Source organism: Mycobacterium sp. NGS69 (assembly GCF_059812165.1).
The window spans coordinates 230,627-243,670 of the sequence record NZ_JCALCD010000007.1; the positions used below are offsets into that span (position 1 = coordinate 230,627).

At 66.3% G+C, this 13,044-nt stretch carries 11 protein-coding genes; 7 read left to right on the forward strand and 4 right to left on the reverse strand.

The window, feature by feature from the left end; translation table 11 throughout:
• Position 1: 1 nt before the first annotated feature.
• Together AC5Y2S_RS21595 and AC5Y2S_RS21600 are read right to left on the reverse strand one after the other, a co-directional pair.
• Positions 2-1,231: an acyl-CoA dehydrogenase family protein gene (locus tag AC5Y2S_RS21595; RefSeq protein ID WP_499958257.1), complete on the reverse strand. Its 1,230-nt coding sequence runs from the start codon at positions 1,229-1,231 to the stop codon at positions 2-4.
• A 16-nt stretch (positions 1,232-1,247) separates the two neighbouring features.
• The gene (locus tag AC5Y2S_RS21600; protein ID WP_499958258.1) at positions 1,248-2,189 is read right to left on the reverse strand and encodes an enoyl-CoA hydratase; all 942 of its coding nucleotides are present in this window, start codon (positions 2,187-2,189) and stop codon (positions 1,248-1,250) included.
• Positions 2,190-2,412: 223 nt separating this feature from the next.
• On the opposite strand from AC5Y2S_RS21600, the gene AC5Y2S_RS21605 reads away from it, so the two are divergent.
• The 7 genes from AC5Y2S_RS21605 to AC5Y2S_RS21635 all read left to right on the forward strand — a co-directional run bounded on the left by AC5Y2S_RS21605 (position 2,413) and on the right by AC5Y2S_RS21635 (position 11,038).
• A complete protein-coding gene (locus AC5Y2S_RS21605) occupies positions 2,413-3,522 on the forward strand; it encodes an LLM class flavin-dependent oxidoreductase (protein ID WP_499880528.1) in 1,110 nt (369 codons plus the stop codon).
• A gap of 2 nt (positions 3,523-3,524) precedes the next feature.
• Complete coding sequence (locus tag AC5Y2S_RS21610; protein WP_499958259.1) at positions 3,525-6,083, forward strand: 2Fe-2S iron-sulfur cluster-binding protein; 2,559 nt, start codon at positions 3,525-3,527, stop codon at positions 6,081-6,083.
• Between the two features lie 38 nt (positions 6,084-6,121).
• Positions 6,122-7,192: an alpha/beta fold hydrolase gene (locus tag AC5Y2S_RS21615; protein WP_499958260.1), complete on the forward strand. Its 1,071-nt coding sequence runs from the start codon at positions 6,122-6,124 to the stop codon at positions 7,190-7,192.
• Positions 7,193-7,202: 10 nt separating this feature from the next.
• Positions 7,203-8,276 carry a 3,4-dihydroxy-2-butanone-4-phosphate synthase gene (locus AC5Y2S_RS21620; RefSeq protein ID WP_499958261.1) on the forward strand — a complete coding sequence of 358 codons (1,074 nt, stop codon included), beginning with the start codon at positions 7,203-7,205 and terminating at the stop codon, positions 8,274-8,276.
• Complete coding sequence (locus AC5Y2S_RS21625) at positions 8,273-9,043, forward strand: SDR family oxidoreductase (protein ID WP_499958262.1); 771 nt, start codon at positions 8,273-8,275, stop codon at positions 9,041-9,043. The genes AC5Y2S_RS21620 and AC5Y2S_RS21625 overlap by 4 nt, the downstream gene beginning before the upstream one ends.
• A gap of 33 nt (positions 9,044-9,076) precedes the next feature.
• Positions 9,077-9,568, forward strand: a complete 492-nt coding sequence (locus tag AC5Y2S_RS21630; RefSeq protein ID WP_499958263.1) for a pyridoxamine 5'-phosphate oxidase family protein — start codon at positions 9,077-9,079, stop codon at positions 9,566-9,568.
• Between the two features lie 105 nt (positions 9,569-9,673).
• On the forward strand, positions 9,674-11,038 hold the full coding sequence (locus AC5Y2S_RS21635) for an HNH endonuclease signature motif containing protein (protein WP_499958264.1): 1,365 nt from the start codon (positions 9,674-9,676) through the stop codon (positions 11,036-11,038).
• Positions 11,039-11,040: 2 nt separating this feature from the next.
• Here AC5Y2S_RS21635 and AC5Y2S_RS21640 read toward each other — a convergent pair whose 3' ends face one another.
• Together AC5Y2S_RS21640 and AC5Y2S_RS21645 are read right to left on the reverse strand one after the other, a co-directional pair.
• Positions 11,041-12,252, reverse strand: a complete 1,212-nt coding sequence (locus AC5Y2S_RS21640) for a TetR/AcrR family transcriptional regulator (RefSeq protein ID WP_499958514.1) — start codon at positions 12,250-12,252, stop codon at positions 11,041-11,043.
• A gap of 24 nt (positions 12,253-12,276) precedes the next feature.
• Positions 12,277-12,669 carry a limonene-1,2-epoxide hydrolase family protein gene (locus AC5Y2S_RS21645; protein WP_499958265.1) on the reverse strand — a complete coding sequence of 131 codons (393 nt, stop codon included), beginning with the start codon at positions 12,667-12,669 and terminating at the stop codon, positions 12,277-12,279.
• Positions 12,670-13,044: the final 375 nt, after the last annotated feature.

Sequence of the window (13,044 nt, forward strand, 5' to 3'; positions counted from 1 at the left end):
GTCAGCGCACCGCCTCCCGGCGCGGTTCCCTCGGCAGCCCGAGGAGTTGCTCGCCGATCACGTTCCGCTGGATTTGCGAACTCCCGGCGTAGATGGTCGCGGCGCGCGCGTAGAGCAGCTCGTCCATCCAGCAGGAGGGCGAGTTGGGCGTGCCCGCTTCCGGCACCAGGCGCGCACCGCCGTTTCCGGGCCCCTCGGGGCCGACCGCGTCCAGTCCCAGGATCTCGGCGGCAAGGTCGGTATAGCGCCGGAAGTACTCGCTCCAGATGACTTTGGTGATCGCGGCCTCGGCACCGGGCAGTCGTCCGTTCAGCGACAGCGTCAATCCGCGGTAGCCGCGGTACCGCATGATCTGTATCCGGGAAAAGCACCACGCCAACCCATCTCGGATGAGCGGATCGGAGTTCAGTCCGCGTTCGCGGGCGAGTTCGCACAGTCGCTGAAGGTCGCGACCGAATTCGATGGCGGCGGTGGTGACTTGGGAGCCGCGTTCGAACCCCAGCAGCGTCATCGCGGTCGGCCATCCGTTTCCGGTCCCGCCCACGACATTGCCGGATGCGCACCGCGCGTCGGTGAAGAAGACCTCGCTGAAGGAGGAGTGTCGGGCCGCGTTGACAATCGGGCGTACTTCGACGCCGGGTTGTTCGATCGGCACCAGCAACAAGGACAGACCCTGGTGCTTGGGCGCGTCGGGATTCGTGCGCGCCAACACGAAGATCCAGTTGGCGGTGTGACCGGCCGACGTCCAGATCTTCTGCCCGTTGATCACCCACTCGTCGCCGTCGAGCGCGGCCCTGGTTCGCACCGACGCCAGATCCGAGCCGGCCTCGGGCTCGGAGAATCCCTGGCACCAACGATCCTCACCGGTGAGGATGCGTGGCAAGAAATGCCGTTTTTGCGCCTCCGACCCCAGCGCGATCAGCGTGTTGCCCAGCAAATCGATTCCCAGGAGGTCGTTTTCGGCCCGCTCGGGAGCGCCGGCCCGGGCGAACTCCTCCGCGAGCACTACCTGTTCGAGGGGGGACAGACCGCATCCGCCGTATTCTTTCGGCCAGGAAACGGCGATCAGGCCGCGGGCGGCCAGCGTTTCGCGCCACCGCGACCCGAACGCGTCCCGCTCCTCCGGCGGCAATGCTCCGACTCCCGCCCAGCCGGCCGGGAGGTGTTGCGCCAGGAAGGCGCGGATCCGGTCGCGGAACGCTTCCGCTTCGAGCGGGTAGGTGATGTCCACTGCGGGGCGCCCGGACTCACGGTTGGTGTTTGGTCGCGGGCAGGATCGCCGGCGCGGCGCGCCAGTCGTCGAGCCCGTATTCGACCGTCCCATAGGACAGTTTCCCGCCGGTGACCTCACCCCAGTGGGCGTGATTGAGCTGGTGGATCTTGAAGCAGCCGTCGAGCGCCGTGGTGAAACCCATGGCGTCGACGGTTTGGTTGACCGATTCCTTGATGAGCAACGCGGCCATAGTCGGAACTTTGGCGATCCGGCGGGCGAATTCGATTGTGCTGGTGCCGAGTTGATCGGCGGCGAATACCTTGCTCACCATCCCGAGCGCGTGCGCTTCGTCCGCGCCGATGCAGTCGCCGGTGAGCAGAAGCTCTTTCGCTTTGCGGGGCCCGAACTCCCACGGATGCCCGAAGTACTCGACCCCGCACATGCCGAGCCGGGTGCCCACGACGTCGGCGAACACGGTGTCCTCGCTCGCGACGATCAGGTCGCAGCACCAAGCCAGCATCAAGCCCGCCGACAGGACGGTGCCGTGCACCTGAGCGATGGTGATCTTGCGCAGGTTTCGCCACCTCTTCGTGTTTTCGAAGTAGTAGTGCCACTCCTGGCGATTGCGCGATTCGACGCCCCCGTAGCTTCCCCCGTTGCACTGGTACGTGGGGTGCTGATCCGGGCCCGGCGAGCGCTCGCGGACGTCGTCCGCGGACCCCAGGTCGTGTCCGGCGGAGAAGGCGGGGCCCGCCGCCCGCAGGATGACCACCCGGACCGCGTCGTCGGCTTCGGCAAGTTCGAAGGCGGCACCCAGCTCCACCAGCATTCCGCGTGTCTGCGCGTTGCGTTGTTTCGGGCGATTCAGGGTGATTGCCGCGATCCGACCGTCATCGATCGTCTCGTACTCGATGAAGTCGAAATGCCGCGCGGAACTCTCCCGGCCATCGACCGGATGGAGTCCGGTGACGTTCATGGCGCCTCCTTTTACTGCTCACCGCGCGCTTGAGCGGGTGACCTGTGCGAGGTTACGCGGCGCCAGGCCCGGATGTCCATAGCCAATACGCGCTGTAAAAAACATGATCGCGACAAACTCCCAAGCAAAATGGCTCTTGTGCGCAGCGAAGTATCTTGCTAGTACTGTGGTATACCTACTTAAGGCAGGCCCGCAGCCACTGCGAAGACCGGAAGGGTTGACCATGGAGATCGGAATATTCCTGATGCCGGCCCATCCACCGGAGCGCACGCTCTACGACGCCACGCAATGGGACCTCGACATCATCGAACTGGCGGACCAACTCGGCTACGTCGAAGCCTGGGTCGGCGAACACTTCACCGTGCCGTGGGAGCCGATCTGCGCGCCCGACCTGCTGCTGGCGCAGGCGCTGCTGCGCACGAAGTCCATCAAGCTCGCGCCCGGGGCGCATCTGCTGCCGTATCACCACCCGGTCGAATTGGCGCACCGTGTGGCCTACTTCGATCACCTCGCGCAAGGCCGATTCATGCTGGGCGTCGGCGCCAGCGGGATCCCGGGCGACTGGGCCCTGTACGACGTGGACGGGAAGAACGGCGAGCACCGGGAGATGACCCGCGAGGCGCTCGAGATCATGTTGCGCATCTGGACCGAGGACGAGCCCTGGGAACATCGCGGAAAGTACTGGAACGCGAACGGAATCGCGCCGATGTTCGAGGGCCTGATGAAGCGCCACATCAAGCCGTTTCAGAAGCCGCATCCTCCGATCGGGGTAACCGGGTTCAGCGCGGGCTCCGAGACCCTCAAGCTCGCGGGTGAGCGGGGTTACCTGCCGATGAGTCTCGACCTCAACACCGAATACGTTGCGACCCACTGGGATGCGGTGCTCGAGGGCGCCGAGCGCAGCGGTCGGACCCCGGATCGCCGCGATTGGCGTTTGGTGCGTGAAGTTTTCGTCGCCGAGACCGACGAGCAGGCGTTCCGTTACGCCGTCGACGGCACGATGGGACGCGCCATGCGCGAATACGTGCTGCCGACGTTCCGCATGTTCGGCATGACCAAGTTCTACAAGCACAACCCGTCGGTGCCCGACGACGACGTGACGCCGGAGTACCTCGCCGAAAACACCTTCGTGGTCGGCTCGGTGGAGACGGTGGTCGACAAGCTCGAGGCCACCTACGACCAGGTAGGCGGATTCGGCCATCTCCTCGTTCTGGGATTCGACTACATCGACAACCCGGGTCCCTGGAAGGAGTCGCTGCGCCTGCTGGCCGAGGAAGTCATGCCCAGACTCAATGCACGCATCGCCAAGAAGCCCGTCACAGCGGTCGTCTGACGATGGCGGATTGTCAGGTCACCATCGACTATTCGGACGGAACGCGAAAGGCGATGCCGGTCCGGCCGGACCAGACGGTCCTGGATGCCGCCGAAGAACACGGTGTGGCCATCGTCAACGAATGCCAAAGCGGAATCTGCGGCACGTGCGTCGCCACCTGCACCGCCGGCCGGTACGAGATGGGACGCACCGAGGGCCTGTCCGACGTGGAGCGCGAGGCCCGCAAGATCCTCACCTGCCAGACATTCCCCACTTCGGATTGCCGCATAGAACTGCAGTATTCGGCCGACGACAACGCGGCGCTGCTCGTCACTTGTGACGGCGTGGTGACCGGGGTCGAGCTGGTTTCGCCGAGCACCGCCGTGCTGCGAGTGGATGTCGCTACGCACTCCTCGCCGACGGCCGCGCCGTTGACCTACAAGGCCGGGCAGTTCGCCCAGTTGCAGGTTCCGGGCACCACCACATGGCGCAACTACTCCTACGCCCATCCCGCCGACGGCGGCGGCGAATTGGAGTTCATCATCCGGCTGCTGCCCGACGGGATGATGTCGAATTACCTGCGCGACCGCGCGAAGCCGGGCGACCATATTGCGCTGCGGTGCGGCAAAGGCAGCTTCTATCTGCGCCCGGTGGTCAGGCCGGTGATCCTGGTGGCCGGCGGCACGGGCCTGTCCGCCATCCTCGCGATGGCCCAGAGCCTGGCCGCCGACACCGCTCAGCCCGTCCGCCTGCTCTACGGCGTCACCTCCACCGAGGACCTGTGCAAGCTCGATGAACTCCACGAGCTCGGGCGCCGCCTCGCCGGCCTCGAGGTGGAGGTCATCGTCGCGCACCCGGACGCCGGATGGGATGGCCGGACGGGCCTGGTCACCGACCTGCTGGACGGGGCGATGCCGGCCGACGGTGACGCCGACGTGTATCTGTGCGGTCCGGCGCCGATGGTCGAGGCCGCCCGAACCTGGCTGGACGCCAACCGGTTTCATCGTGTCGGGTTGTACTACGAGAAGTTCGTCCCGAGCGGGGCGGCGCGGCGGCGCAATCCGGATCGGCTCGACACCGCGGCCCTCGACATCGCCGAGGTGCGCGGCCGCGGTCGCGGTACGGCGGTGGTGATCGGCGGGAGCATCGCGGGCATCGCCGCGGCCAAGGTGCTCACCGGGACCTTCGATCGGGTCATCGTTCTCGAGAAGGACGACCCGCATCGTCGGCGCGAAGGCAGACCGGGTGCGGCGCAGGGCTGGCATCTGCACCATCTACTGACCGCCGGGCAGATCGAGCTGGAGCGCTTCTTTCCCGGCATCGTCGACGACATGGTGCGCGAGGGCGCGTTCAAGGTCGACATGGCGGCCCAATACCGAATCCGGGTGGGCGGAAGCTGGAAGAAGCCCGGCACCAGCGACATCGAGATCGTCTGTGCCGGTAGACCGCTGCTGGAGTGGTGCGTACGGCGGCGCCTCGACGACGAGCCGCGGGTCGACTTCCGCTACGAGGCGGAGGTCGTCGACCTCGTCTTCGACCGCGCGAACAACGCCATCGTCGGGGTCGCCGTCAGCAAGGGCGCGGCGGGGGACGGCGACCTGGAAGTGGTGCCCGCCGAGTTCGTCGTCGACGCGTCGGGCAAGAACACCCGGGTGCCAGAGATCTTGGAGCGCATCGGGATTGGGGCTCCGGAGGTAGAGCAGGACATCATCAACTGCTTCTATTCGACGATGCAGCACCGGGTTCCGCCCGACCGGCAGTGGCGGGACAAGGTCATGGTGATCTGCTATGCGTACCGTCCATTCGAGGACACGTACGCGGCGCAGTACTACACGGACAGCTCACGCACCATCCTGTCCACGTCGTTGGTGGCGTACAACTGCTACTCGCCGCCCCGCACCGCGCGGGAGTTCCGCGAATTCGCCGACCTGATGCCGTCACCGGTCATCGGGGAGAATATCGACGGGCTGGAGCCGGCCTCGCCGATCTACAACTTCCGCTATCCGAACATGCTCCGCCTGCACTACGAGAAGAAGCGCAACCTGCCGCGGGCGTTGCTGGCCGTGGGCGATTCCTACACCAGCGCCGACCCGGTATCCGGCCTGGGTATGAGCCTGGCGCTCAAGGAAGTTCGCGAGATGCAGGTGTTATTGGCGAAGTACGGTCCGGGCCACCCGGAGCTGCCGCGCCGCTACTACCGAGTGATCGCCAAGATGGCCGACACGGCCTGGTTCGTGATCCGCGAACAGAACCTGCGTTTCGACTGGATGAAAGATGTGGACAAGAAGCGGCCGTTCTATTTCCGGGCGCTTACGTGGTATATGGACCGGCTGGTCGAGCTGATACACGACGATCTGGATGCCTATCGCGAGTTCCTCGCCGTCGTCCACCTCGTCAAGCCGCCGTCGGCGCTCATGAAGCCCGGGATCGCCGGCCGGGTGATCGGCAAGTGGGCGCGCACCAGATTGTCGGGGCAGAAGACGCTCATCGCCCGCAACTACGAAAATCGCACGGTGCCGGTCGCCGATCCCGCGGAACGGCTGGTGGCCGTTGCCGGTTCGGCGCCGAGCCAAACGCTCTAGGTCAACCACTCTAGGCCTCGACCAGAAAGGCGAAGACGATGTCGCAGGTCCACCGATTCTTGGATTGTCGGGGCACTCGCATTCATGCCGTCGAAGACGGCCCCGAAAGCCCAGGAGCCCCGCTGGTCGTGCTGCTGCACGGGTTCCCGGAGTCCTGGTATTCCTGGCGCCATCAGATTCCCGCGTTGGCGGCCGCGGGCTACCGGGTGGTGGCGATCGACCAGCGCGGCTACGGCCGCTCGTCGAAGTATCGGGTCCAATCGGCCTACCGCATCAAGGAATTGGTCGGCGACGTCCTCGGCGTTGTCGATGCTTACGGTGCCGACAGGGCGATCGTGGTGGGTCACGACTGGGGCGCGCCGGTGGCCTGGACCTTCGCCTGGCTGCACCCGGACAGGTGCGCCGGTGTGGTCGGCATCAGCGTTCCGTTCGCCGGTCGGGGCGTGATCGGCCTGCCGGGCAGCCCCTTCGGCGAGCATCGCCCCAACGACTATCACCTCGAGCTCGCCGGCGAGGGCCGGGTTTGGTACCAGGACTATTTCTCGGCGCAGGACGGGATCATCGCCGAGATCGAGGAAGATGTGCGGGGATGGCTGCTCGGCCTGACCTATACGGTCTCCGGCGAGGGAATGATCGCGGCCACCAAGGCCGCGGTCGACGCGGGCGTCGACCTGGCATCCATGGACCCGATCGACGTGATCCGCGCCGGCCCGCTCTGCATGGCCGAAGGCGCGAAGCTCAAGGACGCCTTCGTCTATCCGGAGACGATGCCGGCGTGGCTCACCGACGCCGACCTCGATTTCTACGCAGGCGAATTCGAGCGTTCCGGCTTCGCGGGTCCGCTGAGCTTCTATCACAACATCGACAACGACTGGCACGATCTGGCCGACCAGGAAGGCAAGCCGCTCACGCCACCGGCGATGTTCATCGGCGGGCAATACGACGTCGGGACGACCTGGGGCGCCGAGGCCATCGAGCGCGCACCCGACGTCATGCCGAACTACCGCGGTACTCACATGGTTGCCGATGTCGGGCACTGGATCCAACAGGAAGCGCCGGAGGAGACCAACCGGTTGTTGCTGGATTTCCTTGGCGGACTAGGTCATTGAGCGCGCGCCGATGAAGACCACCGACGTGCGGGTGCGGCGTGCGATCACCGCAACGGCGGCGGGTAGACCCGTTGTTGTCACCGGCGATTCGGAAGGTGACGGCTATCTGGTCTTCGCCGCCGACGCCGCGACCTCGGGGCTGACGGCTTTCATGGTTCGCCATACCTGCGGATACGTGCGAGTCGCCCTGCCGGGGGACGAGTGCGAGCGGCTGGATCTCCCACCGATGTGCCACCGCGACAACGCGCTTCGCGTGTCGGTCGACGTTCGCGGGACCGGCACCGGGATCTCGGCGGCGGACCGCGCCCGCACCATCGCGGCGCTGGGGTCCGCGGGAACCGAGGCTTCGGACTTCCTCCGTCCGGGACATGTGGTTCCGCTGCGGGCCGGAACGGACGGAGTGCTCGGCCGGCGCGGGGCCGCCGAAGCCGCCGTCGACCTCGCCGCCCTCGCGGGACGTCGCCGCGCCGCCGCGCTGTGCGAGATCGTCTCGCGGCGCAACCCGACGCTGATGGCCCGCGGTGCCGAGCTGACCGAATTCGCCGTCGAACATGGGCTGGCTGTCGTGTCGATCGGTGAGCTCGTGGCGTATCGGCGCCGTACCGAGCCCCAGGTGGTCCGGCTGACGGAAACGGTGCTGCCGACGTGGGTGGGCGACTCACGCGTCATCGGCTTCCGCGGCGCGCACGAAGGTGGCGAACATCTGGCGGTCATCGTCGGCTCGGCCGGCACCGGAGTGCCGGTGCCGCTTCACATTCACGTCGAGTGCCTGACCGGGGACGTGTTCGGCTCGAAGGCGTGCCGATGCGGAGGGGAACTCAACAGCGCGCTGAACATAATGTCGTCCCGAGGCAGCGGCCTGGTTCTCTATCTGCGTCCTTCGGGACAACCAAGGGCCTGTGGCCTCTTTGCCGGACGCGACGCTGCCGTCGACCCGATGGCGGAGACCGTGGCGTGGATCCTTCGCGACCTTGGGGTGTATGCGCTCAAACTTTCCGACGGCGTTCCCGGATTGGGGCTTGTCCTTTTCGGTGCCATTCGCGAGCGCGGCACTGGCGCTGAACCGTTGGCGGCGGCGGGTTGAACCATCCAGACCTGGCCGGCAAGGCCGCGATCGTCACCGGGGCCGGCGCCGGGATCGGACTTGCGGTCGCACAACGGCTCGCCGTCGAGGGATGCCGCGTGTTGTGCGCGGACATCGACGGTGCCGCGGCCGGTGCTACCGCGCTCAAAATCGGTTGCGGCGCAATCGGTCACCGGGTCGACGTCAGCGACGAGCAACAGGTGATCGGCATGGTCGACGCCTGCGTCGCGTCGTTCGGGGGCGTGGACAAGCTCGTCGCCAACGCCGGCGTGGTTCACATGGCTTCGCTGATCGAGACGACCGTCGCGGACTTCGATCGTGTCATCACGGTCAACCTCCGCGGCGCCTGGCTGTGCACCAAGCATGCGGCGCCACGGATGATCGAGCGGGGAGGGGGAGCGATCGTCAACATGTCCTCGCTTGCCGGTCATGTCGCCGTGGGCGGCACGGGGGCGTATGGCATGTCCAAGGCCGGGATCAGCCACCTCAGCCGCATCACCGCCGCGGAGCTGCGCTCGTCCAACATCCGCGCCAACGCGTTGTTGCCCGCATTCGTCGACACCCCAATGCAGCAGACCGCGATGACGATGTTCGACGAGGCCCTCGGACAAGGCGGCGCCGGTGCGATGATCGCCCGCCTGCAGGGCCGCATGGCCACCCCGGAGGAGATGGCCGGCATCGTCGCCTTCCTGTTGTCCGACGACGCGTCGATGATCACCGGAACCACCCAGGTCGCCGACGGGGGAACCATCGCCGCGCTGTGGTGAGCGGGCGCGGTGGTTCGTCGTAGGTTAGTGATCGTGACTGGCTGGAAAGAATTCACCGAAGCGGCCCCGCAAATCGCGGCCATCTTCGCGCGCCGCCACGCCGATGCGGGCAACCTGTGCATGCTCGGCACCCTGCGCTCGGACGGATTCCCGCGGATAAGCCCGGTCGAGCCGAGGTTCTTCGAAGATCAGCTGTGGATTTCTGGCATGCCCGGCACCACGAAGTTCAGGGACCTCGCGCGCGATCCGCGCTTCTGTCTACACACCGCGACCGTCGACACCGAGGTCAAAGACGGCGACGCAAAGTTGTGGGGCATCGTCGACGACGTCCGCGACAAGGCCCTGCATCGACGCTTCGCCGAGGATCTGTTCCGGCAAACCGGCTTCGACATCAGGGGTCAAGACTTCGACCACTGCTATCGCGCCGATTTGATTGGCGGTTCGGCAGTGCAGGTGGCTGATGGGCACCTGGACATCACAATCTGGAAGCTCGGCGAGCCGGAGCGCGTCGTGCGGAAGCACTAGCTCGTCGTCATTGGGCCGCTGGCTCCTCGTAATCCCTTGTGTCACTTTGGCTTCAGTGGTCACAAATCAGGGTTTCTTGTCGGTGGGTGTTCCTAATCTTGGGGCATGGCTTCGAGCAGTCGTGACGAGATCGTCGAGGTGTTCGGCGATCTCAAGGGGGTGCTGAAACGGCTGCGGGATTTGTCCTTTGAGGTGTTGACCACCCCGGAACGACTTTCGGCCCTCGAACAACTGGAATCCTTCGCGCGCGGGCTGCGCGCCCCGCAGCACACGTTGATCAATCAGGTCGGGGCGCAAGCCAGCGCCGAAGAGCTCGGCGGCACGCTGCGTGGTGCGCTGGCCGACCGGCTGCGCATCACCAAGGCCGAGGCCGCCCGGCGCATCGACGACGCCGAAGACCTCGGCGAGCGCCGGGCACTCACGGGGGAGGCGTTGGCCCCGCAACTGGCCGCGACCGCGACCGCCCAACGCGAGGGCCTGATCGGCGATGGCCACGTGCGGGTGATCCGCAGCTTCTTCGCCCACCTGCCCGCCGAGGTGGACCTGTCCACTCGGGAGGCCGCCGAGGCCGACCTGGCCGACAAGGCTAGCCACTATCGCCCCGACGAGGTCGCCAAATACGCCCGGCGGATCATGGACTGGCTCAACCCCGACGGCGAATTCAGCGACCAACAAAGAGCGCGCAGGCGCGGACTCACCCTCGGCGCCCAGGAATTCGACGGCATGACGCGGCTCACCGGGCTGATCACCCCGGAGCTGCGGGCCGCGATCGAGGCCATGCTGGCCAAGCTGGCCGCCCCCGGCGCCTGCAACCCCGACGACGAAAACCCGGTCGTCGACGAGACACCCGACGAACAGGCGGTGCGCCGCGACACCCGAACCGGCGCCCAGCGCTCTCACGACGCATTGCTCGCCGGGCTGCGCGCCCTGTTCGCCTCGGGAAAGCTGGGCACCCACAACGGGTTACCGGTGTCGATCGTGGCGATGACGACGCTCAAGGAGCTTGAGGCCGCCACCGGCAAGGCGCTGACCGGCGGCGGCACCCTGGTGCCGATGTCCGATGTGATCCGCTGGGCCGGCCACGCCCACCACTACCTCGCCATTTTCGACCAAGCCAAGCCGCTGGCGCTCTACCACACCAAGCGGCTGGCCTCACCCGCACAGCGAATCATGCTCTACGCCCGCGATCGCGGCTGCACCAAACCCGGCTGCGACGCCCCGGCCTATCACACCCAGGTCCACCACGTCACCGGCTGGAAAACCACCCGCCGCACCGACATCGACGACCTCACCCTGGCCTGCGGACCCGACAACCGCCTCGCCGAACAAGGCTGGACCACCCGCACCAACACCCACGGCGACACCGAATGGCTCCCCCCGCCCCACCTGGACCGCGGCCAACCCCGCACCAACAGCTTTCACCACCCCGAACGCTTCCTCCGCGACACCGACGACGACAAACCCGTCTGATGTCAAGACAGCGGTGCTCGGCTGGTCAGGATTGACAGTGCGATGGCGGTGACCTCATCGGCCACCCCGGCGTAACGCGTCAGATGCCAAGTGCGAGCGACATCTTCGATGAAACTGATCGCCGCCGCGACCAGCAGTCGACCCTCGGCAGCGGTGGTCGCGGGTACCAGCTTGGTGATCTGCTGGATCCACACCGTCTCGCGGTCGGACTGATTTCTCAGGTACCCGTCGCGCACCTCGCCAGAGGCGTGGGAGAGCTCGGTGACGGAAAGGGCGACGAGGTCCGGCGCGTCCAAACTGATCCTGACATGGCCCTGGACCAGGCCGCGAAGGCGTAGTGCGGCTGCGGAATTCGCGCGCATCGCTCGGATGCACTCCAGGCTCAACCACTCGTCAAAGCGTCGGACCAAGGCGTCGAGGATCGCTTGCTTGGAGGAGAACGAACGGTACAGGCCGGGGCCGGCGATTCCGGCCCCTTTGCCGATCTCGCTGGTGCTGACGGCAGGATAACCCCGCGCCCGGAACAGTCGCGCGCCCGCGGCCAGCAGGGTCTCGTAGCGGGAGAACAGCACGCCTTCCTCGTCGCCGTCGGCGGCCGCGGCCGGGAGGGGCGTCAGCTCGCAGACCGGAGGCGTCCGCGCCGCCGCCATGCAGGCTTGGAACAGGCGCTCTTTGAGCTCGTCGGCCGGCAGGGTCAGGTTGTGCCTGCCCAAGCTGGTCAGGGTGCTGGACACCGCCCACGCCCGCAGCTCCGAGTGCTGCGGGCTCAGACCGGGCACCTCTAGCAGGACGTTCTCGCGCATGCCGGCGACGATGGCGTTGATGCGCCGCCGCACCTCGGCGCGGTCGTCGTCGTTGAGGTAACGGGCCTCGCGCTGCCACAACACCGTCAGGGACCGGGATGCGACGGCCGCCGCGATGAGGTCGGGCAGATCGGCGCTCAGGGGCCTCGGCGCGGGTTCCGCCTCGCCATCGGTAAGACGACGCGCGCTCTGGTACTGGTCCTGGCCGGTTCGGATCGCTTCGGCCAGCAGTGCCTGCTTGTTGTCGTAGTGGCGATACAACGCGCGAGCGGTGACCCCCGCCGCCTCGGCGATGTCCTCCAGCTTGACCGAGTGAAAACCGCGGTCGATGAACAGCCCAACGGCCTGTTCCAAAATCTGCTGCTTGCGGTCTTTCGGCCGGCGCCGCACGGGTCGGACGGGGGACTGCATGGTCTCCATCGACTCGACCCCCCCCTATAGCTTCATCCCGCTCTGGCCCTCGAAGTCCGCAAGGTCAAAGTAGTCGCTGAAGCGCGTGATCTTGCCATTCTTCACCTCGAACACGCCGGTCACCGGCAGCACGACCTTTCGGCCGTCGTTCATGGTGAAGTAGTCGATTCGCTCCACGAGTACCCGGCCGGGCTCGGCGGCCAGAGTGACGATGTCGAGCTTGGCATCGCAGAACGCGTCCAAAAACGCCTGGAATGTCGCGCGGATGCCGGCAATGCCGACGATCGGCTCGACCGGCACATTGTGATAGACGGCGTCGTCGGCGAAGCCGCCGCAGATGGTTTCGATGCTGCGCGCGGGCCAGGATCCCAGAAAGTCGCGGACGAGTTTCTCGCTGGCTTCCTTGGTGTCGGTCATCCGCATACTCCTATTCGACTCGGATTCACAAAATACATCAATTCACGCATATGCGCCATCACATGGTGCTTTGTCTCACAGTTGCCAATCTAAAGACATATCGCCGATGGACATAGTGGTCTTTTAGGGAGCGCCCTTCGCGGTCGTTCGCCAACCGCTCAGCTCTCCTTCGGGGCACCAAGACTTCCCGTTGGCGTCTGACCGTGGCATCGCGGCGGTGGCTTGCATTGCCAATCGTGAGTTTCTTTCAGTGACACCAGCGAGATCGACAAATACATCGGCAGGCGCGCTGGCGCGGCCGCGCGCCGGCCCCCGAAACGACGCCAGCGCACGTCGCCTGACGGGCCGACACCCGATGCTTAAGCGATACTCGCA

Coding starts and splice junctions, on each gene's coding strand:
- AC5Y2S_RS21635 (WP_499958264.1), top strand. CDS start 9,674: ATGGCTTCGAGCAGTCGTGACGAGATCGTCGAGGTGTTCGGCGATCTC.
- AC5Y2S_RS21640 (WP_499958514.1), bottom strand. CDS start 12,252: ATGCAGTCCCCCGTCCGACCCGTGCGGCGCCGGCCGAAAGACCGCAAG.
- AC5Y2S_RS21610 (WP_499958259.1), top strand. CDS start 3,525: ATGGCGGATTGTCAGGTCACCATCGACTATTCGGACGGAACGCGAAAG.
- AC5Y2S_RS21620 (WP_499958261.1), top strand. CDS start 7,203: ATGAAGACCACCGACGTGCGGGTGCGGCGTGCGATCACCGCAACGGCG.
- AC5Y2S_RS21645 (WP_499958265.1), bottom strand. CDS start 12,669: ATGACCGACACCAAGGAAGCCAGCGAGAAACTCGTCCGCGACTTTCTG.
- AC5Y2S_RS21605 (WP_499880528.1), top strand. CDS start 2,413: ATGGAGATCGGAATATTCCTGATGCCGGCCCATCCACCGGAGCGCACG.
- AC5Y2S_RS21600 (WP_499958258.1), bottom strand. CDS start 2,189: ATGAACGTCACCGGACTCCATCCGGTCGATGGCCGGGAGAGTTCCGCG.
- AC5Y2S_RS21615 (WP_499958260.1), top strand. CDS start 6,122: ATGTCGCAGGTCCACCGATTCTTGGATTGTCGGGGCACTCGCATTCAT.